Genomic DNA, 20,454 nt, shown 5'->3' on the forward strand with positions numbered 1-20,454 from the left:
CCACAGCCCACAAGGCTCTGACATAAAACTGTCATATCGCCAGGCTAGATTGGCTCGGATCTTGCTGGACTAGTCCAGAAGGCCCCTCAACTTATCATCTGGAGCAGCAGTTATGAAATCTTTGTTCGCATCTGTGTTAGCCAGTGCCATCTTCCTTGCCCTCCCGGCCGCTCACGCTGCCGATAACTCTGTTGCCGAGCTGGAAAAAGCGGCGAAAGCAGAAGGCCAGATCAACAGCGTCGGGATGCCGGACAGCTGGGCGAACTGGAAAGGGACCTGGGAAGATATCAGCAGCAAATACGGTATCAAGCACAGCGATACCGACATGTCCTCTGCGCAGGAACTGGCAAAATTTGCCGCTGAAAAGAGCAATGCGACGGCCGATATTGGGGACGTCGGCGCTGCGTTTGGCCCGGTAGCCATCCAGAAAGGGCTGGCGCAGCCTTACAAACCAACCACCTGGGATCAGGTTCCTGCCTGGGCGAAAGACAAAGACGGTAACTGGGCGCTGGCCTACACCGGCACCATCGCTTTTATCGTCAACAAAGATCAGGTGAAAGACATCCCGCACAGCTGGGCTGACCTGAAAAAGGGCAAATACGTTGTCACCATCGGTGACGTTGGCGTCGCGGCGCAGGCGGCTAACGGCGTGCTGGCGGCGGCTTATGCCATGGGCGGCAGCGAGAAGAACCTGAAGCCAGCGCTGAGCTTCTTCAGCGACCTGGCGAAAGAAGGGCGTCTGGGCGTGACCGATCCGGTGATTGCCAACATTGAGAAAGGCGAAATTCAGGTTGCCGTGGTCTGGGACTTCAATGGGCTGAACTATCGCGATCAGATTGATAAGAGCAAGTTCGAAGTGGTTATCCCTGCCGATGGCTCTATCACCTCCGGCTACACCACCATCATCAACAAATACGCTAAGCACCCGAACGCGGCGAAACTGGCGCGTGAATATATCTTCTCGGATGCAGGCCAGATCAATCTGGCGCGCGGCTATGCCCGTCCTATCCGCGCAGAGCATCTGACGCTGCCTGACGACGTGAAGGCTAAGCTGCTGCCTAACGCTGAATATAAAAATGCGCATCCGATTGCCGATCCTGAAGCCTGGGACAAAGCGTCTAAAATGCTGCCTCGCCTGTGGCAGGAAAATGTCATCGTCAACATGAAGCAATAAGGATTTGGGATGAAAACGATTCTGGTGGTGCTGGACGGTCTGAGCTTTGAAGTGGCGCAACATGCTATGGGGTATCTGCACGCCGAGTGCGCGCAGGGGAACGGACGGCTCTACCAGATGACCTGCGAGCTTCCTTCGCTTTCCCGTCCTTTGTACGAATGCATCCTTACCGGCGTGACGCCGGTAAAGAGCGGAATTATCCACAATGGCGTCAATCGTCTGAGCAAAGAACGCAGTATATTCCACTATGCGCGCGATGCCGGGCTGACGACGGCGGCGGCGGCCTATCACTGGGTCAGCGAGCTGTACAATCGCTCTCCGTGGCAGCCCGCTCGCGATCGCCACACGGAAGACCCCGCGCTGCCCATTCAGTACGGCCATTTTTATTATGACGACGGCTACCCGGACTCGCATCTGTTCGAGGATGCGGAGAGCCTGCGCCTGCGCTTTAATCCTGACTTCCTGCTGATCCATCCGATGAACATCGACGATGCCGGACACAAATTTGGCCTCTCCACGCCGCAGTACCGCAACCGCGCGCGGATGGCCGATGGCTATCTGTCGCACTGGATGCCGGGCTGGCTGGCCGAGGGTTATCAGGTGGTGGTGACCGCCGATCACGGGATGAACGACGATCGCAGCCACGGCGGCGTACTGCCGGAGGAAACGCAGGTGCCGCTGTTCGTCTTTGGCAGCGCCTTCTCACTGCAAAACGATGCGGCGCCGCTGCAAACCGAACTGTGCGGCACGCTGTGCGACATCCTTGGCGTCGATCACGACAAGCCAGTCTGCCCAGAACTGTTGAGCGTTCAGGAGACCGCATGATGAAAGGCAAAGGAATAGCGCTACTCTGTCTGCTGCCCTTTGCGCTGTTCTACATCGCTTTTCAGATCGCGCCGCTAGTCTGGATCGCGATTAACAGCTTCTACAGCGAGATGAACGAAGCGTGGGGATGGGGAAATTACAGCGATATTTTCACCTCAACGTTTTATCAGCAGGCGATCGCTTTCTCGCTGGACATCTCTTTCTGGTCAAGCGTGTATGGTCTGATCATTTCGCTGGTCGGCGGCTATTCGCTGCATCAGTTGGGCAGCGGAAAACTGCACCGTTTCTTTATGTCATTTACCAATATGACCAGCAACTTCGCCGGGGTTCCGCTGGCCTTTGCCTTTGTAATCCTGCTGGGGCTGAACGGCTGCCTGACGCTGCTGATGCGTAAATATGGCCTGATGGAAGGGTTCAAGCTCTACTCTACCGACGGGCTGATCGTGGTTTACACCTGGTTCCAGATCCCGCTCGGACTGCTGCTGCTCTATCCGGCGTTTGACGGCTTGAAGAAAGACTGGGAAGAGTCCGCCGCGCTGCTGGGCGCGAGCCGCTTGCGCTACTGGCTGCACATTGGACTGCCGATCCTGACGCCTGCGCTGCTGGGGACCTTTGTTATCCTGCTGGCGAACGCGCTGGGTGCCTATGCCACTATCTACGCGCTGACCACCGGGAATTTCAACGTTATCCCGGTGCGCATTGCGGCACTGGTGTCGGGCGATATCTCACTCGATCCCAACATGGGCAGCGCGCTGGCGATGGTGCTGGTGGTGCTGATGTCGGTGATCACCGTGGTTCATCAGTGGCTGGTTCGCCGCAGCTACCAGAACGCGCGCTAACGGAGGCCCTATGTCGCGAATGGAATATGTCTATCACCGGGTTATTGTCTGGCTGGTGTTTCTGACTCTGGCGCTGCCGCTGGTGGCTACGTTGCTGTATGCGCTGGCGACCAGCTGGGGGGCGACCATCCTGCCCGATGGATTCACCTTCAAGTGGATGACCCAGCTCTGGAGCGATCCGCGCTTCCTGGTGGCGCTGGGGCACTCGCTGCTGATTTGCTTCGGCGCGCTAATTTTCTCGCTGGTGCTGGTTTTGCCGACAATGTTTGTGATCGCTTACTACTTTCCTAAGCTCGACGCGGTGATGAACATTCTGATCCTGATGCCGTTTGCCGTGCCGCCGGTGGTGTCGTCGGTTGGATTGCTACAACTCTATTCCGAACCGCCGCTGATGCTGACCGGTACGCCATGGATCCTGATCGGCTGCTACTTCACCATCGCGCTGCCGTTTATCTACCGGGCGATTGCCAACAACATGCAGGCAATCAATATTCGCGAGCTGATCGATGCGGCTCACCTGCTGGGGGCCAGCACCTGGCAGGCTGCGCTGCTGGTGGTGTTGCCGAACCTGCGTAAAGGCGCGCTGATTGCCGTGCTGCTCTCCTTCTCATTTTTAATTGGTGAGTTTGTGTTTGCTAACATCCTGGTTGGCACCAGCTATGAAACGCTACAGGTTTATTTGTATAACGTGCGCAATGCCAGCGGTCACTTCAGCAGCGCGCTGGTGATCTCCTATTTCTTTGTCGTCCTGCTGGTCACCTGGCTGGCTAACGCCCTGAACCGCGAGAGAAACTGAAGATGTCTTATTTAAGCGTTAACCAACTGAATAAAAGCTACGGTCCAACCAGCATTTTTCAGGACATCGATTTCACCGCCAGCGAGGGTGAATTTGTCACGCTGCTGGGTCCCAGCGGCTGTGGTAAATCAACGCTGCTGCGCTGTCTGGCGGGTCTGACCCCGGTCGACAGTGGGCAAGTCCTGTTGCAGGGACAGGATATCGTTCCGCTGACGCCGCAGAAACGCTCAATAGGCATGGTGTTCCAGAGCTACGCGTTGTTTCCCAATATGACCGTGGAGCGCAACGTCGCCTTTGGCCTGAAAATGCAGAAGCTGGCGGCCGCAGATATCCAGCGGCGGGTGGGCGAAGTGCTTGAGCTGGTGGAGCTGAATGATTATGCGAAGCGCTATCCGCATCAGCTCTCCGGCGGGCAATGCCAGCGCGTGGCGCTGGCCCGATCGTTGGTAACCCGGCCGCGGCTGCTGCTGCTTGATGAGCCGCTGTCCGCGCTGGACGCGCGGATTCGCCGCCATCTGCGCGACCAGATTCGCCGCATTCAGAAAGAGCTCAACCTGACTACGCTATTCGTCACCCACGATCAGGAAGAGGCGCTGACGCTTTCCGACCGCATTGTGCTGATGAACAAAGGCAAAATTGTGCAAAATGGCAATGCCGAGTCGCTCTATACCCAGCCGGTGGATTTATTTGCCGCAGGCTTTATCGGTAACTACAACCTGCTGAGCGCGGAACAGGCCTCGCGCCTGACGGGCGAGACGTACAGTAGCCAGGTTGCGCTGCGGCCTGAATCCGTCGCCTTCTGCGCCGCCGATCGCGGTATTCCTGCACACATCCTCAGCCACAGCCTGCTGGGTAACGTCATTCGTTATCGGGTAAAAGCGCGTGATGTAGAGCTGTGGGTGGATGTGCTTAACCGTTCAGTCGATGACCTGCACCCGGAAGGCCATCAGGTTGGCCTGCTGCTGGACAAGCTGACGATCAGGGAAGTGGCGTAGTGGAATATATATCACGCTGATTAGAAAGATTTTTTCACCAAATCGACTAAACTCAGTACGATAGGCAGGACGGCCGCGCCCGTCCTGGACGTATTCAGTTTGAGAAGTTGTGAGGTCGATATCTGTGTTAACCCTGCTTAATTTGCTTTCCGCCATTGCGCTGCTGGTCTGGGGAACGCACATCGTGCGGACCGGCATTATGCGTGTCTACGGCGCGGATTTGCGCCGCGTGCTCAGCCGCAGCGTGTCGAAAAAACCGATGGCGTTTGTCGCCGGAATTGGCGTCACTGCGCTGGTGCAGAGCAGCAATGCCACCACGCTGCTGGTCACTTCATTTGTCGCTCAGGAACTGGTGGGGCTGACGCCCGCGCTGGTGATTATCCTGGGAGCGGATGTCGGTACGGCGCTGATGGCGCGAATTCTGACCTTCGACCTCTCGTGGCTTTCCCCGCTGTTTATCTTCTTTGGCGTGGTGTTCTTTCTTGGGCGTAAGCAGACGCGAGCCGGGCAGCTGGGCCGGGCCAGTATCGGGCTGGGGCTGATTCTGCTGGCGTTACAGCTGGTGGTGGCGGCGGCAACGCCAATTACTCAGGCTGCAGGCGTGAAAGTGCTGTTCTCCTCGCTGACTGGCGACGTGATGCTTGATGCGCTGATCGGCGCCGTGTTTGCCATTATCAGCTACTCAAGCCTGGCGGCGGTGCTGATTACCGCCACGCTGACGGCGACCGGGGTGATCTCCTTTAAAGTGGCGCTCTGTCTGGTGATTGGCGCCAACCTCGGCAGCGGGCTGCTGGCTATGCTGAACAACAGCGCCTCCAACGCTGCGGGTAAGCGGGTCGCGCTGGGCAGCCTGCTGTTCAAATTTATCGGTTCGCTAATAGTGCTGCCGTTTATCGATCTGCTGGCCGGATGGCTGCATAAGCTGCCGGTCAGCGACGAAGAGCTGGTGATCTTCTTCCATGTGTTTTACAACCTGATCCGCTGCCTGATAATGGTGCCGTTTGCCGATGCGATGGCCAGGCTTTGTACGAAGCTAATCCGTGATGAACCCGAAACGCAGCTGCGCCTGAAGCCGCGCCATCTGGATGCCAGCGCGCTGGATACCCCTGCACTGGCGCTGGCGAACGCCTCAAGAGAAACGCTGCGTATGGGGGATGTGCTGGAGCAGATGCTCGCTACCTTCAGTAAAGTCGTTCACGGTGAGCTGCGTGAGGAGCGCGAAATTCGCAAGCTGGATGATGATGTCGATGTCCTCTACACGGCCATCAAGCTCTATCTGGCACAGATGCCGAAAGAGGATTTACCGGAGGAGGATTCGCGCCGCTGGGCTGAGATCATTGAAATGGCGCTAAATCTGGAAATGGCGGGCGATATTCTGGAAAGGATGAGCGGCGACGTGGCCGATAAATCGCTGGCCGCACGCCGGGCTTTCTCTGAAGAAGGAATGGAAGAGCTGAACACGCTGATTGAGCAGCTTTCCGCTAATCTGCGGCTTGGGCTGTCGGTCTTCTTGTCGCAGGATGTCACCAGCGCCAGGCGCCTGCGCCGCTCTAAGCACCGCTTTCGCATCACCAACCGCCGCTATTCCCATAAGCATGTAGATCGTCTGCATCAGCATAACGTGCAGAGTATCGAAACCAGCTCGCTGCATCTGGGTCTGCTGGGCGATATGAAACGTCTGAACTCTTTGTTCTGCGCCGTGGCGTATAGCGTACTGGAACAGCCGGATGATGACCGTGAGGATGAGTAAGCTGCCTTCCCCCGCCGGGCAGGCGGGGGAGACACGGACTATTTCTTGTTAATTGGCTTACCGGACCAGTAACCCGCGAGCAGCGAACCTGAGAGGTTATGCCAGACCGAGAACAGTGCGCCCGGCAGCGCGGCCAGCGGTGAGAAGTACAGCTTGCCTAAGGTGGCTGCAAGACCCGAGTTTTGCATGCCCACCTCCAGCGCCAGCGTGCGGCAGGTGGACTCATCAAAGCCGAACAGCTTCCCGCCCCAGTAACCGCCCAGCAGGCCGATGGCGTTATGCAGGATCACCGCCGCGATGACCACCAGACCTACCGAGCCGATAAAGCCCTGACTTCCGGCAACCACTGCGCTGATGATCAGCAGAATGCAGACCATTGAGAAGGCCGGCAGATAAGGCTCGACGCGTTTGACCACGCTGTTCATCGAGTGGTGGATAATCAGGCCAATACCGATCGGCACGACCACAATTTTGACGATGCTTACCAGCATCCCCACCACATCAACCTGAATATGCGTATCCACATACAGCCTGGTCAGCAGCGGCGTGGCAAAGACGCCCACCAGAGCGGAAACGGACGAGATGGTCACCGACAGCGCAACGTCTCCCTTAGCCAGGTAGATCATCACGTTAGACGCCGTACCGCTGGCGACGCTGCCGACCAGGATCATCCCGGCAGAGAGGTCAGGGGGCATATGGAACAGCTTCGCCAGGCCCCAGGCGGCCAGCGGCATCACCAGATAGTGCAGAAACGTCCCGGCAATAACCGGCGCCGGACGCGTTAGCACGCGCTTGAAATCATTGATATTGAGCGTGACGCCCATCCCAAACATGATCAGCATCAGCAGCCAGGTCACCCACGGACCAATGCCAATAAAAGTGGTGGGGGAATAATAGGCGGCAACAGAGAGTAAGACTGCCCATAGTGGAAACAGTCGGGTAACGGTGGCGAACATAGCCAGACTTCCTTTTTTCGATGTTGTGTTGTTTTTGCAGGTTTTGCCATAAGACCGGCCACTTTACCGGAACGAGGAAAAAGTGACCGCCGAATCATAGCATTAAATCCCCGCCTGAAAAGAGGCAGATAAGCGGGAAGGGGAAATTGGTCGGGCATAAAAAAACCGGGCCTGGCCCGGCTTTATCCCGCAGATAACCTCTATTCAAACAGATTGCGGTGCAGGGTCTGAACCACCTGCTCCGCATCGTTGCCCGGCACCAGGAAGCACAGGTTATAGCTGCTCGCTCCGTAGCAGATCAGGCGCAGATTGAACGGATCCAGCACGCCAAACACCTCTTTGCCTACGCCGCAGGCCTGAGACAGCTTGTTGCCAATGATTGCCACCAGCGCCAGGTTCTCTTCAACCTCAACGCGGCACAGCGAAGAGAGCTCGGTCAGCAGCGCCTGGGTTAACAGGCTGTCGCCGGTAGAGGTCGAGCCGGTGGTATCCAGCGTCAGCGCCACGCTCACTTCAGAGGTGGTGATCAGGTCTACCGAAATGTTGTAGCGTGCCAGAATGTTGAACACTTCGGCGAGGAACCCGCGTGAGTGCAGCATGTTGAGGCTGTGCAGCGTCAGCAGCGTCTGCTTGCGGCGCAGGGCCAGCGCGCGGAACAGCGGGAGCTTCTTCGACTCATTGCAGACGAGCGTGCCGCCAGCGGAAGGATCTTTGCTGGAGCCGACGAAAACCGGAATATCGCTACGTACGGCAGGCATCAGCGTTGCCGGGTGGAGAACTTTCGCGCCGAAGGTCGCCATTTCGGCCGCTTCTTCAAAGGTGATCTCATCAATACGCTTCGCTGCTGGCACCACGCGCGGATCGGTGGTGTAAATCCCCGGCACGTCCGTCCAGATATCGATGCGGCTGGCCTGTAAAGCTTCACCCAGCAGGGCGGCGGTATAGTCGCTGCCGCCGCGGCCCAGGGTGGTGGTGCGGCCTTTGGCCTCGCTGCCAATAAAGCCCTGGGTGACGATCAGCGCATCGGCCAGCTTAGGGGCCAGCTGCGTCTGGGTCAGCTCGGCCAGCAGGGTGATATCGGGTTCGGCGCGGCCGAAGCGATCGTCGGTGCGCATCACTTTACGCACGTCAAACCATTGCGATTCCACCTGACGCTGGCGCAGAACCTCGACAAACAGCAGGGTTGAAAGCAGCTCGCCGTGGCTGACCAGTTCGTCGGTCAATGCGCTGGAGGTCGCCAGTGCGGCAGCTTCAGAAAGCATGGTGATATTCTCCAGCACGCGATCCACTTCGTCACGGATCACGTCAGGCTGGGAAAGCTGGTCAACGATGGCGTACTGGATACGGCGGATTTCATCGAGCTGATAGGCCCGCTGCTCCGGTTCCTGCCCTTCGGACAGGGAAACCAGCAGGTTAGTTACGCCCGCAGAAGCCGAAAGCACCACCAGGCGGGTCTTCGGATCGGCAAGCACCACATCGGCGCTGCGGTTCATGGCAGCAAAATCGGCAACGCTGGTGCCGCCAAATTTGGCCACGATCAGGGATTGGGACATGTCTTGACATACCTCGTGTCAGGTTAGATTCTTTCAGCCTTGGCACAAGGAAAGAGCAGAAACGGGGTAGACGTAGAAAAGGCATTACTACGAGTCACCCAGAAGCGCCCCACCTTGTATACCCGCTTACCGGACGCTGCGCCTGAGCTGGCGGCAACACCCGATAATAAGAGTATGGAACGTCCGACTGCCGAACGGTCCTGGTGACAACCCAGAGGATTCAGCCCCTGCGGTCGATACGCTTCGCTCCGCGCGAAGTGTACCTCGGCGTCGCTCCCCCTGATGTGTTTTCTGCGGATTCGGTTCCTCCAACACACTGCCTGGGCGACGCGCCTCTTCTGGCTTGCACACCGAGATGTGCAACTAGGCGACTACAAATATAGATTTATAGCGCCGCTGTCAATCTCTGCCGTCTGAGGAATGTTCATTTTGCACCAGCGCAATCAGCGTATAGGGCAGTGCTGGCGTCTCTTCACCCCGTACAGGGTGAAGCGTGCCAGCTTCGTTCTGCACAAACAACGGGATCGCGCCCTTATTTTTTTCCTGATACGCCAGCCAGCCGAAATTCTCGTTCAGCCGCGTGGCTTTAATCGTGGCCCCTTTTGCCAACAGGCTGCTGAGAAGGGCGTAGGTTTGCTGCTGGCCAAACAGCACTTCATGACGACGGAAACGAGGACTTTCACTGTCCCTTTTGGCGCGCAGCGCGGCGCCGGACCGAATCGCAGCAACGTGGCTCTCGCCAAACAGATGGCTGAAGTGGTAGACCGCCAGCGCATTCTGATGGCGGTTGGGCGAAAGGGCCAGAACCTGAGACGTTTCGCTCAGATCGAGGTAGTTCTCCGCATGTTCCGACCAGGCATTGCCATAATAAGCTGGGATCCCTTCCATGCGGGCCAGCCGGTAATATTCCCAACTGCTGTCGGTGACCAGCACCGGAATATCCAGTTTTTGCAGCGAGGTCGCGAGGGTGCGCGCCACGCTATTTGCGCCGATAATCAGCACGCCGCGAGGTTCGCGCTGCTGTACTTTAAGCAGTCGGGCCAGCAGCGAACTGGTCAGGCTTTGCAGTACAACGGTGCCGATAATAATGGCGAACACCACGGTCACCAATTTATCCGCTCCGGCAAAACCCGTCTTCTCCAGCGTCAGCGCAAACAGCGAGCTGACCGCGGCGGCCACAATCCCGCGTGGGGAAATCCAGCTCAGCATCAGCCGGGCCCGCACCGACAGCGACGAGCCCCAGGTTGAGGCGGCGATACAAAGCGGACGGGCGACGAATTGCACGATTAACAGCACGGCGACCAGCGGCCAGCCCATCGCCAGCAGCGCCTTCACGTCCAGCCGCGCGGCGAGAATGATAAACAACCCGGAAATCAGCAGCGCCGACAGCTCTTCTTTAAAGGCGACGATTTCGGTGAGATCGACATCGCGCATATTCGCCAGCCAGATCCCCATGACGGTTACCGTCAGCAGGCCAGACTCGTCGGCCAGCGCATTGGACAGGCCAAACGCCGTCAGCATCACCGCCAGTACCGCGAAATTTTGCAGGTAGCCCGGTAGCCAGACCCGTTTCAGCGCCACGCCCAGCAGCCAGCCAAAAAGCGCACCGGCAATCAAACCTACGGTCGCCGTCTGGCCTAAAGTCCAGAACAGGTGCGTTAACGATTCAGCTTTCTGACGCAGCACAATGAACTCAAAGACCAGAAGGGTGAAGATAGCACCGACCGGATCGATAATAATGCCTTCCCAGCGTAAAATCTGATTGATGGCTTTCTGTGGACGCACCACGCGCATTAGCGGCGCTATCACCGTGGGGCCGGTTACGACGGTAACCGAGCCAACCAGCGCGGCAAGTTCCGGCGGGAAATCCAGCAGGGCCCAGCAGGCGACGCTAATCACCAGAAAGGTGAGCAACATCCCGACGGTGACCAGGTTACGGACCACCTTGCCGAGACCGCGAATTTCATCGAAGCGCAGCGTTAACGCACCTTCGAACAAAATAATGGCGACAGAAAGTGAGACAAAGGGGAACAGCAGCGCGCCAAACAGCGCATCGGGTTGCAAAATGTGGCATAGCGGCCCCAGGACAATGCCGAAAACGAGCAGCGGCAAAATAGCCGGCAGGCGCAGCAACCAGGCCAGCCACTGGGCGGCCAGCGAACTTAATCCAATGATTACCAACAGCAGTGGGGCGGAGAGCGCCATAAAATTTTTCCTTTCGACAGCAAGAATAGTCATACTGAAACGCTGAGCGGGTAAGCTGACCGCCGCCTGAATTATAAATAGCCCCGGACAAAAATGCGGGAAATCCTGCTAAATGATAGCTGAAACCTGTTACAGGAAGAGGGAAGCCAAAGCGGCGCTTCCGGTAACATGGCGTCCGGTCTGATTTACGGTTCTTAAATAAAAAGAGTGTGTTGTTATGAAAAATATCAATCCGACACAAACCGCTGCCTGGCAAGCGCTGCAGCAGCATTTTGAAGAGATGAAAGACGTTCAAATCGCCGATCTGTTTGCTAAAGATAGCAACCGTTTCGCGAGCTTCTCTGCCACCTTCGACGATCTGATGCTGGTGGACTTCTCGAAAAACCGCATTACCAGCGAAACCCTCGCAAAGCTGCAGGATCTGGCGAAAGAGACCGATCTGCAGAGTGCCATCAAGTCGATGTTCTCCGGCGAAAAAATCAACCGTACTGAAGATCGTGCCGTGCTGCACGTTGCCCTGCGCAACCGTAGCAATACGCCGATTGTGGTCGACGGTAAAGATGTGATGCCCGAAGTGAATGCAGTGCTGGAGAAGATGAAATCGTTCTCCGAACGCATCATCAGCGGTGACTGGAAAGGTTACACCGGCAAACCGATTACCGACGTGGTCAACATCGGTATCGGCGGTTCAGATTTGGGCCCGTTCATGTTGACCGAGGCGCTGCGCCCGTACAAAAACCATCTGAACATGCACTTCGTTTCAAACGTGGACGCAACGCATATCGCGGAAACCGTGAAGGAACTTGATCCTGAAACCACGCTGTTCCTGGTGGCGTCTAAAACCTTCACCACTCAGGAAACCATGACCAACGCCCACAGCGCGCGCGACTGGTTCCTGAAATCGGCTGGTGATGAACAGCATGTGGCGAAGCACTTTGCTGCGCTTTCTACCAACGGCAAGGCGGTCGGCGAATTCGGCATTGATACCAACAATATGTTCGAATTCTGGGACTGGGTGGGCGGCCGCTACTCGCTGTGGTCGGCGATTGGCCTGTCGATCATTCTGTCGATAGGGTTCGACAACTTTGAGAAGCTGCTGAGTGGCGCTCATGCCATGGACAAGCACTTCTCCACCACGCCAGCCGAGCAGAACCTGCCGGTGCTGCTGGGGCTGATCGGGATCTGGTATAACAACTTCTTTGGTGCTGAAACCGAAGCGATCCTGCCTTACGACCAGTATATGCACCGTTTTGCTGCCTACTTCCAGCAGGGCAACATGGAGTCGAACGGCAAAAACGTTGACCGTAACGGCGTCCCTGTCAGTTACGAAACTGGCCCAATCATCTGGGGTGAGCCTGGCACTAATGGTCAGCATGCGTTTTACCAGCTGATCCACCAGGGCACTAAGCTGGTTCCCTGCGACTTTATCGCGCCAGCGGTGAGTCATAACAAGCTGGGCGATCACCACGCCAAGCTGCTGTCGAACTTCTTTGCCCAGACGGAAGCATTGGCGTTTGGTAAATCACGCGATGTGGTAGAGAAAGAGTTTGCCGACGCGGGCAAAGACGCGAAGTCTGTTGAGCACATCGTGCCGTTCAAGGTGTTTGAAGGCAACCGTCCAACCAACTCCATCCTGCTGCGCGATATTACGCCGTTCAGCCTTGGGGCGTTGATTGCGCTGTATGAGCACAAAATCTTTACTCAGGGCGCAATCCTCAATATCTTCACCTTCGATCAGTGGGGCGTTGAGCTGGGCAAACAGCTGGCTAACCGCATTCTGCCTGAGCTTTCCGGCAGCGAGCAGGTCAGCAGTCACGACAGCTCTACCAACGGGCTGATTAACCGTTATAAAAACTGGCGCGGCTAAGCGGTCATCGCTTTGTTAGCCTGTGGGCTGGTGCGAATGCGCCAGCCTTTTATTTTTATAGTACTCGGCAATATCCTTCAGGACCGCCTCTATCTACTTTTGGTCCTGGTTGACAGCCTCATTTTTTCTCCCAGCCGCGATAAGAGGAGCGATTCGCGTAAAAACAGCCGTGAACTGGCGCATCATTCTTCTCATTTATAGATAGAGCGACGATCTTGCTGCTGAGGAAATTCTTAAAATTGCCACCATCCCCGCTATTCTTGCCAAGATAAATCTGAAATCGTCGCGCCGCGATTTCGACATAATTCGTAACTTCTTATTAGTAACTTACTGAAAATAAAATATTTTCATAATAACTGCTGCCGTTTTTTAGTTCATAAAGCAATTCCACCTTGCTCCAGACTATTGTCAGGTAATGGTACTAATAAACAGTTGTAAATCAGTTATTAATTCCAATATATTGAATTAATTAGTCAAATATTGCATTGCAGGGTGAAAACGTGCTTATTTTAGGCAGGCAACAGCGTTGATAGCCCCTACGGGGCTGCCCTCAATTCTGGCCATTTATTGCCTTATACTGAACCGGCCTGAAACCCTTCAGGTGAGGTATCCATTCATTTAATGAAGGGAAATGTTATGAAAAAAGTCTTATGCGCTGCTGCAGCCATAGTGTACTTAGCAAGTGCTTCAGCCGCGTTCGCCGCGACTGAAGCTGGCGCTCCGGCCGGTGATACAGCAGAGAGCTTTGCTGCTGGAAACTCCAATGCCGTGGGCGTAGGTGCGATTGGCGCACTGGTTGGTATTGCTCTCGCAGCATCCAGTGGCGGCGACGGTTCTAATACCGGCACCACGACCACCACGACCACTAGCACCACGCGCTAAGTGCGGTAAATTAATCATAACCACACGTTAGTGTGGTTATTTTTTGACATTGTCAGACTTTGCTCAGGGACACACAGGTGCGCTACCTACCACTGCTGCTTTTATGCCTGCTTCTCCAGGCCTGTACACAAACACAAAAAGGGCTAGGTGAGACGGTAAAACTCGCCCTGCTTGGGCCGGACGATGTTCAGGTCTCTGATGAACAAGTAGAAAGTCTGCCATATGCCAGCATGTACCTGCGCGTGAATCACGGGCAGCGTATCTTTGTGGTGCTGGGCTTTGATGAAAATGGCCAGCAAAAATGGATCACCCAGGACCGCTCGATGGTGGTCACTCAGCATGGCCGCGTGGTGAAAACGCTCGGGCTGAGTGACAACCTCAACGAGGTGACCAATCTGCAGCAGGACCCGCTGGCAAACGCGCTTGAGCTGACCGAGGGCGCCAGCTGGACACGCATCCTGAGCTGGAGCGAAGCGGGTAAATTACGCAGCGCCACGGCCACCTCACGCTTCAGCCGCCTGAAGGATACGGTGCTGACGCTGCCCGGTCAAAACGTTGCCTGTCGGGTCTGGCAGGAAGAGGTTGAGCTGCCTGCCGAGGGTAAATCCTGGGCAAATACCTTCTGGATTGACACCACTAGCGGACAGGTTCGCCAGTCACAGCAAACGCTGGGGGGCGACTATTTCCCCCTTGAAACCACTATCCTGAAGCCTGCGAAATCATGAAAAAAATCACTCTCCTCCTCGCAGGAATTTCAGCCTGCCTCTCGCTCAGCGCGTATGCCGACAGCCAGGTAACCGTCTATTCCCCCGGCCAGTCCCAGACTGCGGTCGTCAGCCATGCGCAAAACCTCGCCCAGTTGGTCGGCAGTCCGGCGCTGAAGGACCAAACCTGGTGGCCGGGAACGGTTATTGCTGAGAAGCTGGCCACGGCTGCCGCGATTCAGCAGCAGCAGCAGGTGCTGGCGCGCCTGAAGGCCTGGAGCAATGCGCTACATGCCGACGGCGATAGTAGCCAGGCGGCGGCGGTCGATAATGTCTGGCAGCAGGTGGCGGCCATCAAGGTGACGGGACGTCAGTTTACCAACCTCGATCCTGACTGGGTACGGATCCGCCCTGAGGCAAACCGCCGACTGGAAGGGGATTACAGCGTGTACACGCTACAAAAACCGACCACGATAACGCTGGCTGGCGCCCTTGGCGGCAGCGGTAAAACCTCGTGGCAGCCAGGTCGCAGCGTGGTGGATTACCTCCAGAATCACGATCATTTGTCAGGCGCAGAGCATAATTTCGCGGTGCTGATTGCCGCAAACGGCGACGTGAGTGAAGTGCCGGTGGCCTACTGGAACCGCCGCCACGTTGAACCTGAAGCGGGCAGCATCATTTACCTTGGCTTTTCCTCATGGGCGCTGCCTGGCGACGCTGAAGACCTCAACCAGCAGATTGTTTCTGTTTTGACGCACCGGATCCCTGACTGATGAAAAAAACATATCTTCTCAGCCTGTTAGCCATTTCTGTTGCCTGCGCCTGCCAGGTTCAGGCGGCGACTTATCCCGATCCGGTTGGGCCTTCACAGTCTGATTTTGGCGGCGTAGGCCTGCTCCAGGTTCCGACGGCCCGCATGGCTAAAGACGGTGAGTTCAGCCTGAATTATCGCTATAACGATCAGTACCGTTTTTACTCTTCCTCGGTTCAGCTGTTCCCTTGGCTGGAAGCGACCATTCGCTATACCGACGTGAAAACCCGCCGCTACAGCGCGGTTGATAGCTTCAGTGGTAACCAAAGCTATAAGGACAAAGCTTTCGATCTGAAAGCTCGTCTGTGGCAGGAGGGCTACTGGCTGCCTGAAGTCTCCGTCGGCGCCCGTGACCTCGGCGGTACTGGCCTGTTCGACAGTGAATATCTGGTGGGCACCAAAGCCTGGGGACCCTTTGATTTCACGCTGGGCCTCGGTTTTGGCTACCTGGGCAACAGCGGGACGGTGAAGAACCCGTTCTGCCAGGCCGACAGTAGCTATTGCCAACGCTCCCGTGGAAACGGCACGGCCGGCTCGGTCAACGGTAAGGACTTATTTAAAGGTCCGGCGGCATTCTTTGGCGGCATAGAGTACCAGACCCCCTGGCAGCCTCTGCGTCTGAAGGCCGAATATGAAGGAAATGACTATCAGGACGACTTTGCCGGACGCCTTGAGCAGAAAAGCAAAGTTAACGTCGGAGCCATCTACCGTATTACCGACTGGGCCGATGTCAACGTGAGCTATGAGCGCGGCAACACCCTCATGGCAGGCTTCACGCTGCGCACCAATTTTAACGATCTGCACAGCGCTTCGGTTGATGCTGCCAAACCGGCTTATAAGCCGCAGCCGCAGGGTGAATTCTTCGACCAGACCACCGTTGCCAACCAGTTGACGGATTTGAAATACAATGCTGGTCTGGACGCGCCCAATATCCAGCGGAAAGGCAATACTCTTTACGCCACCGGGGAGCAATCTAAATACCGCAATACCCAGGAAGGCGTCGATCGCGCTAACCTGATCCTGATAAATCATCTGCCGGCGAATGTCGACACGCTGGAGGTGACCGAAACCCGCAACCGTATGCCGCAGGTGACCACCGAAACCAGCGTCGACAGCCTGCGTCAGCAGCTTGAAGGCTATCCGTTGGGTAAAGAGAAGCCGCTGGATCAGAAGCGGGTTGAACCGCAGGATCCGGGGCGTACCGAGCAGGGATACTACATCGATGCTAACGACTTAGATTACAGCCTTTCGCCGGTACTGAACCAGTCTGTCGGTGGTCCGGAAAGTTTCTACCTGTATCAGGTTGGCGTGATGGCGAATGCGAATTACTGGCTGACGAAGCACCTGATCATCGACGGTAGTCTGTTCGGCAACCTGGCGAATAACTACGACAAGTTCAATTATACTGGGGGGCCAACCGACTCCTCTCTGCCTCGCGTACGTACCCATATCCGCGATTATGTTGAAAACGACGTCTATGTGAATAACCTGCAGGCCAACTACATGCACGAGCTTGGCAATGGTTTCTATGGCCAGGTGTACGGCGGTTATCTGGAAACCATGTATGGCGGTGTGGGAGGCGAGGTGTTGTACCGTCCGCTGGACGCTGACTGGGCGATTGGCGTTGATGCCAACTACGTCAAGCAGCGTGACTGGGACAATATGATGCAGTTCACCAACTACGACGCGAAGGTTGGTAACCTGACGGCCTACTGGCGTCCATCGTTCTTCAATAACCAGGTACTGGTGAAGGCAAGCGTGGGACAGTATCTGGCTGAGGATAAAGGTGCAACGCTGGATGTTTCCCGCCAGTTTGACAGCGGCGTGATTGTTGGGGCTTATGCCACCAAAACCAACGTGTCGTCCGAAGAGTACGGCGAAGGGGACTTCACCAAGGGCTTCTATATCTCGGTTCCAATGGATCTGTTTACCGCCTCGCCAACGCGTGGCCGTGCGCAGGTCAACTGGACGCCGCTGACTCGCGATGGCGGGCAGATGCTGGGACGTAAATATCAGCTGTATGATATGACGACCGACCGGGACATCGATTTCCGTTAATCACCGGTGTCATGCAAAACTTGTGAACTGGCTCACACTAAAGCATATTGTGCGTATCAGGATTATCCTGACGGATAACAGTGACTTTAGAGGGTTTTGCATGATTACCGCCGCGCGTATTGCCTGGATTTTACAGATGCTGCTGAATATCGGACTGATTTTTTTAGCCGGTATTCTGGCCATCTTTTTAGGTAAAGAGACTTTTCATCTGGCCAACGTATTGCTGAACACCGGTGAGCAGACTTCTTCCTACCTGCTGATCGAGGGGATCGTCATTTATTTCCTCTATTTCGAATTTATTGCCTTAATTGTCAAATACTTCCAGTCTGGCTATCATTTCCCGCTGCGCTATTTTGTCTACATCGGCATCACGGCGATCATCCGCCTGATTATTGTGGACCATAAAAACCCGCTGGACACGCTGGCCTACTCCATTGCCATCCTGATTCTGGTTATTACCCTCTGGCTGGCTAACAGCAACCGGCTGAAGCGCGAATAATCCGCTGGCGCGTCCTTTGCGGCGCGCCAACTCCTGCTGAAATTCGCACTATTTCCTCCCTCAGCCGATGTTCTCCCTCTGCCTCTGCGTTACACTATGGCACCCCTGTTATTGCCCGGAGAAGCCAAATGGCTGATAACGCGCTGTCGCAACTGCGCTCCCTTGAATGGCTACCTGCCTCTTCGCCCTTACTTTCCGTCGCATTGCTGGACTGGCTGATGGAAGAAGACTCAATGACCCAGCGTTTTGAGCGCCACTGCCAACAGGTGACGGTGAAAGTGGTGCGGGAAGGTTTTGCTGGTGCAGAGGAAGTAGGCGATGAAGTCTCATTTCTGCCTGAGGAGCCTCGCTACTGGCTGCGTGAGATTTTGCTCTGCGGCGACGGCGAACCCTGGCTTGCCGGGCGCACTATTGTGCCTGAATCCACTCTGATGGGGCCTGAGCAGATGCTGCAACAGCTGGGAACGCGCCCGCTGGGGCGCTATCTGTTTGCTTCTTCAACACTGACGCGCGATTTTATCGAGCCAGGTCAGTTTGAAAACTTGTGGGGGCGCCGGTCCCGTCTGCGCCTCTCTGGCAAACCGTTATTACTGACAGAACTGTTTTTACCTCCGGCACCGCTTTATCAGTCGCTGTCGGTTTGAGGGAGAGAGTGACGTGGAGAGAAGCCTGCCGATGAGTAAATTTCAGGCCTACAGCCGGCTGATGCGAATCGATAAGCCGATTGGTTCGCTGCTGCTGTTGTGGCCGACATTCTGGGCGCTGTGGCTGTCTGGAATGCAGATCCCGCCGCTCAACGTACTGGTGGTTTTCGTGCTCGGCGTCTTTTTCATGCGTGCCGCTGGCTGTGTGGTGAATGATTTTGCCGATCGTAAAATTGACGGCCACGTTAAGCGCACGCAGTCGCGTCCGTTACCCAGCGGCGCCGTCACCTCAAAAGAGGCCAGGCTACTGTTTACCGGGCTGGTACTGATCTCGTTCTGCCTGGTGTTAACTATGAACGCGATGACCATCTGGCTGTCGTTTGGCGGTCTGGCGCTGGCCTGGGTCTATCCGTTTATGAAGCGCTACACCCATCTGCCGCAGGTGGTGCTGGGCGCGGCGTTTGGCTGGGCAATCCCGATGGGCTGGGCGGCGGTGAGTGAAAGCGTGCCGCTGGTCTGCTGGCTGCTGTTCGCGGCCAACATCTGCTGGACGGTGGCCTATGACACGCTGTATGCGATGGTCGATCGGGATGATGACCTGAAAATTGGCGTTAAATCGACGGCGATTCTGTTTGGACGTTTCGATAAGTTGATAGTCGGTCTGCTACAGCTGGCAACGCTGGCGCTGATGGCGCTGACTGGCTGGTTACTGCAGCTGGGCGGGGCGTTTTACTGGTCGCTGCTGCTGGGGGGCGCGCTTTTTGTTCATCAGCAAAAGCTGATTTCAACCCGCGATCGCGATCTCTGTTTCCAGGCCTTTCTGAACAACAACTATGTCGGGCTGGTGCTGTTTATCGGTATTGCCCTTAGCACCTCGCCATTATCTGACTGGCTCTGAGCCTCAGGCACAAAAAAGGGTCGATGATGACGCATCGACCCTTTTGGGGGTTGTACGCCCGAACCCCAACCAGAGTTCTAAGCCACTTTTTGTGATGTCTCTGAAGGGGCTGAGTAACACGACCCGCTTACGTGGAGATATAACCCTTGTCGTGGCCACTTCGACGGTGCACTGGAAAGAAAACGTATGTTAGTGAGGTGACTGTCTGATATATAAATATAATGGATATGGGAGAATGCCATCAAAATCGTGTCTTTTTAATCGAAAAATGGCATTTAATAAGGGCTCCATTTCCCAAATGGAGCCCCACACTACCACTCGCCATATGGATAGGTTTTCCCTTTGATGAACTCGGGTGTCTTTCCGTAATAAATATATCCGTTAGGATGCTTCGTTACTCCCTTACATATCAGCATTTCATCCCCCATCAGGGTAAGTTGCCTGGCGGGATGCTGAAGTACAACGGGATTACGGTTATCTTTCAGCCATACTCTGACTTTTCCTTGTGGGGCCAGACCAATTATCATTTTGTTTCGGTAATATGTATTCCCGGGACGATAGCTATCAGGATAGGCGACAAGCATCTGTTTCCAGGTCTCCCGGCTGAACCAGAGCTCCGTCTCATATGCCTTCTTGTCGATAACCGAGTCCCAGCACACAGTCATCCTGACCGGTAGTGCCTTACCAATATTAAAATTGGCTGGAAAACCACCCACCCGCTCGCTCCACGCCCCCACGCTGCCTTGGCTGGATTCGGTTGGATCAAGTCGCCGGAAGATGCTTTCCCGGATATCTCCGTCCTCCAGATATACCATCGTCACCAGCGCGGGCAGGTTTATGGGATAGAAAAAATTGAATTCCCAGTGATCGTAAGGCAGCTTCTGGCCCCACTGTTCCACGCCGTCCCCTAACAGCGTCTTCACGCCTGCCTGGCGGCCATGACAACCGGTAAGCAGCATGCCCCCCAGCGCTACCACTATTAGTTGTAATCGCTTCAT

Annotated in this window: 18 protein-coding genes and 1 riboswitch; of the genes, 14 read left to right on the forward strand and 4 right to left on the reverse strand. The window is 55.8% G+C overall.

Features of this window, described 5'->3' with window-relative positions; translation table 11 throughout:
• Positions 1-112 precede the first annotated feature (112 nt).
• The 6 genes from NG99_RS23105 to NG99_RS23130 all read left to right on the forward strand — a co-directional run bounded on the left by NG99_RS23105 (position 113) and on the right by NG99_RS23130 (position 6,379).
• The gene (locus tag NG99_RS23105) at positions 113-1,174 is read left to right on the forward strand and encodes an ABC transporter substrate-binding protein (protein ID WP_034898264.1); all 1,062 of its coding nucleotides are present in this window, start codon (positions 113-115) and stop codon (positions 1,172-1,174) included.
• A 9-nt stretch (positions 1,175-1,183) separates the two neighbouring features.
• Positions 1,184-1,999 carry an alkaline phosphatase family protein gene (locus tag NG99_RS23110; protein WP_034898266.1) on the forward strand — a complete coding sequence of 272 codons (816 nt, stop codon included), beginning with the start codon at positions 1,184-1,186 and terminating at the stop codon, positions 1,997-1,999.
• Positions 1,999-2,838 (forward strand): ABC transporter permease, encoded by an 840-nt coding sequence (locus NG99_RS23115; protein ID WP_034898308.1) that lies wholly within the window; start codon positions 1,999-2,001, stop codon positions 2,836-2,838. The genes NG99_RS23110 and NG99_RS23115 overlap by 1 nt, the downstream gene beginning before the upstream one ends.
• Positions 2,839-2,848: 10 nt before the next feature.
• On the forward strand, positions 2,849-3,634 hold the full coding sequence (locus tag NG99_RS23120) for an ABC transporter permease (protein ID WP_034898267.1): 786 nt from the start codon (positions 2,849-2,851) through the stop codon (positions 3,632-3,634).
• Positions 3,635-3,636: 2 nt separating this feature from the next.
• The gene (locus tag NG99_RS23125) at positions 3,637-4,629 is read left to right on the forward strand and encodes an ABC transporter ATP-binding protein (RefSeq protein WP_034898269.1); all 993 of its coding nucleotides are present in this window, start codon (positions 3,637-3,639) and stop codon (positions 4,627-4,629) included.
• A 124-nt stretch (positions 4,630-4,753) separates the two neighbouring features.
• Positions 4,754-6,379, forward strand: a complete 1,626-nt coding sequence (locus NG99_RS23130; RefSeq protein WP_034898271.1) for a Na/Pi cotransporter family protein — start codon at positions 4,754-4,756, stop codon at positions 6,377-6,379.
• A 38-nt stretch (positions 6,380-6,417) separates the two neighbouring features.
• Here NG99_RS23130 and panS read toward each other — a convergent pair whose 3' ends face one another.
• The 3 genes from panS to NG99_RS23145 all read right to left on the reverse strand — a co-directional run bounded on the left by panS (position 6,418) and on the right by NG99_RS23145 (position 11,093).
• Entirely contained in the window at positions 6,418-7,335 is a 918-nt protein-coding gene (gene panS / locus NG99_RS23135; RefSeq protein WP_034898273.1) for a ketopantoate/pantoate/pantothenate transporter PanS, read from the reverse strand.
• Positions 7,336-7,535: 200 nt separating this feature from the next.
• Positions 7,536-8,888 (reverse strand): lysine-sensitive aspartokinase 3, encoded by a 1,353-nt coding sequence (gene lysC / locus NG99_RS23140; RefSeq protein ID WP_034898275.1) that lies wholly within the window; start codon positions 8,886-8,888, stop codon positions 7,536-7,538.
• Between the two features lie 94 nt (positions 8,889-8,982).
• Positions 8,983-9,234: riboswitch (Lysine riboswitch) on the reverse strand.
• Between the two features lie 53 nt (positions 9,235-9,287).
• Entirely contained in the window at positions 9,288-11,093 is a 1,806-nt protein-coding gene (locus tag NG99_RS23145) for a cation:proton antiporter (protein WP_034898276.1), read from the reverse strand.
• 217 nt (positions 11,094-11,310) lie between these two features.
• Here NG99_RS23145 and pgi point away from each other — a divergent pair, with 217 nt between their 5' ends.
• From pgi to ubiA, 8 genes are all read left to right on the forward strand, one after another.
• A complete protein-coding gene (gene pgi, locus NG99_RS23150; protein ID WP_034898278.1) occupies positions 11,311-12,960 on the forward strand; it encodes a glucose-6-phosphate isomerase in 1,650 nt (549 codons plus the stop codon).
• A gap of 636 nt (positions 12,961-13,596) precedes the next feature.
• Entirely contained in the window at positions 13,597-13,842 is a 246-nt protein-coding gene (yjbE, locus tag NG99_RS23155; protein ID WP_034898280.1) for an exopolysaccharide production protein YjbE, read from the forward strand.
• A gap of 77 nt (positions 13,843-13,919) precedes the next feature.
• Positions 13,920-14,567 carry a YjbF family lipoprotein gene (locus NG99_RS23160; protein ID WP_034898282.1) on the forward strand — a complete coding sequence of 216 codons (648 nt, stop codon included), beginning with the start codon at positions 13,920-13,922 and terminating at the stop codon, positions 14,565-14,567.
• Entirely contained in the window at positions 14,564-15,319 is a 756-nt protein-coding gene (locus tag NG99_RS23165; RefSeq protein WP_034898285.1) for a capsule biosynthesis GfcC D2 domain-containing protein, read from the forward strand. Before NG99_RS23160 ends, NG99_RS23165 begins: the two co-directional genes overlap by 4 nt.
• Entirely contained in the window at positions 15,319-17,415 is a 2,097-nt protein-coding gene (locus NG99_RS23170) for a YjbH domain-containing protein (RefSeq protein ID WP_034898287.1), read from the forward strand. Before NG99_RS23165 ends, NG99_RS23170 begins: the two co-directional genes overlap by 1 nt.
• 100 nt (positions 17,416-17,515) lie before the next feature.
• A complete protein-coding gene (gene psiE, locus NG99_RS23175; protein ID WP_034898289.1) occupies positions 17,516-17,914 on the forward strand; it encodes a phosphate-starvation-inducible protein PsiE in 399 nt (132 codons plus the stop codon).
• Between the two features lie 128 nt (positions 17,915-18,042).
• Positions 18,043-18,558: a chorismate lyase gene (gene ubiC, locus NG99_RS23180; RefSeq protein ID WP_034898291.1), complete on the forward strand. Its 516-nt coding sequence runs from the start codon at positions 18,043-18,045 to the stop codon at positions 18,556-18,558.
• A gap of 13 nt (positions 18,559-18,571) precedes the next feature.
• Positions 18,572-19,456, forward strand: a complete 885-nt coding sequence (gene ubiA / locus NG99_RS23185; protein ID WP_034898292.1) for a 4-hydroxybenzoate octaprenyltransferase — start codon at positions 18,572-18,574, stop codon at positions 19,454-19,456.
• Positions 19,457-19,767: 311 nt separating this feature from the next.
• On the opposite strand, the gene NG99_RS23190 is transcribed toward ubiA, so the two are convergent.
• Positions 19,768-20,454: a DUF2931 family protein gene (locus tag NG99_RS23190; protein WP_034898294.1), complete on the reverse strand. Its 687-nt coding sequence runs from the start codon at positions 20,452-20,454 to the stop codon at positions 19,768-19,770.

It is taken from the genome of Erwinia typographi (genome assembly GCF_000773975.1).
In the GTDB taxonomy this organism is placed as follows: Bacteria; Pseudomonadota; Gammaproteobacteria; order Enterobacterales; family Enterobacteriaceae; genus Erwinia; species Erwinia typographi.

Excerpts from the sequence above, each read along its gene's own strand:
- panS (WP_034898273.1), bottom strand. The coding sequence starts at position 7,335 with ATGTTCGCCACCGTTACCCGACTGTTTCCACTATGGGCAGTCTTACTC.
- NG99_RS23105 (WP_034898264.1), top strand. The coding sequence starts at position 113 with ATGAAATCTTTGTTCGCATCTGTGTTAGCCAGTGCCATCTTCCTTGCC.
- lysC (WP_034898275.1), bottom strand. The coding sequence starts at position 8,888 with ATGTCCCAATCCCTGATCGTGGCCAAATTTGGCGGCACCAGCGTTGCC.
- NG99_RS23165 (WP_034898285.1), top strand. The coding sequence starts at position 14,564 with ATGAAAAAAATCACTCTCCTCCTCGCAGGAATTTCAGCCTGCCTCTCG.
- psiE (WP_034898289.1), top strand. The coding sequence starts at position 17,516 with ATGATTACCGCCGCGCGTATTGCCTGGATTTTACAGATGCTGCTGAAT.
- NG99_RS23145 (WP_034898276.1), bottom strand. The coding sequence starts at position 11,093 with ATGGCGCTCTCCGCCCCACTGCTGTTGGTAATCATTGGATTAAGTTCG.
- NG99_RS23190 (WP_034898294.1), bottom strand. The coding sequence starts at position 20,454 with ATGAAGCGATTACAACTAATAGTGGTAGCGCTGGGGGGCATGCTGCTT.
- pgi (WP_034898278.1), top strand. The coding sequence starts at position 11,311 with ATGAAAAATATCAATCCGACACAAACCGCTGCCTGGCAAGCGCTGCAG.
- NG99_RS23170 (WP_034898287.1), top strand. The coding sequence starts at position 15,319 with ATGAAAAAAACATATCTTCTCAGCCTGTTAGCCATTTCTGTTGCCTGC.
- NG99_RS23125 (WP_034898269.1), top strand. The coding sequence starts at position 3,637 with ATGTCTTATTTAAGCGTTAACCAACTGAATAAAAGCTACGGTCCAACC.
- NG99_RS23115 (WP_034898308.1), top strand. The coding sequence starts at position 1,999 with ATGAAAGGCAAAGGAATAGCGCTACTCTGTCTGCTGCCCTTTGCGCTG.
- ubiC (WP_034898291.1), top strand. The coding sequence starts at position 18,043 with ATGGCTGATAACGCGCTGTCGCAACTGCGCTCCCTTGAATGGCTACCT.
- NG99_RS23120 (WP_034898267.1), top strand. The coding sequence starts at position 2,849 with ATGTCGCGAATGGAATATGTCTATCACCGGGTTATTGTCTGGCTGGTG.
- yjbE (WP_034898280.1), top strand. The coding sequence starts at position 13,597 with ATGAAAAAAGTCTTATGCGCTGCTGCAGCCATAGTGTACTTAGCAAGT.
- NG99_RS23110 (WP_034898266.1), top strand. The coding sequence starts at position 1,184 with ATGAAAACGATTCTGGTGGTGCTGGACGGTCTGAGCTTTGAAGTGGCG.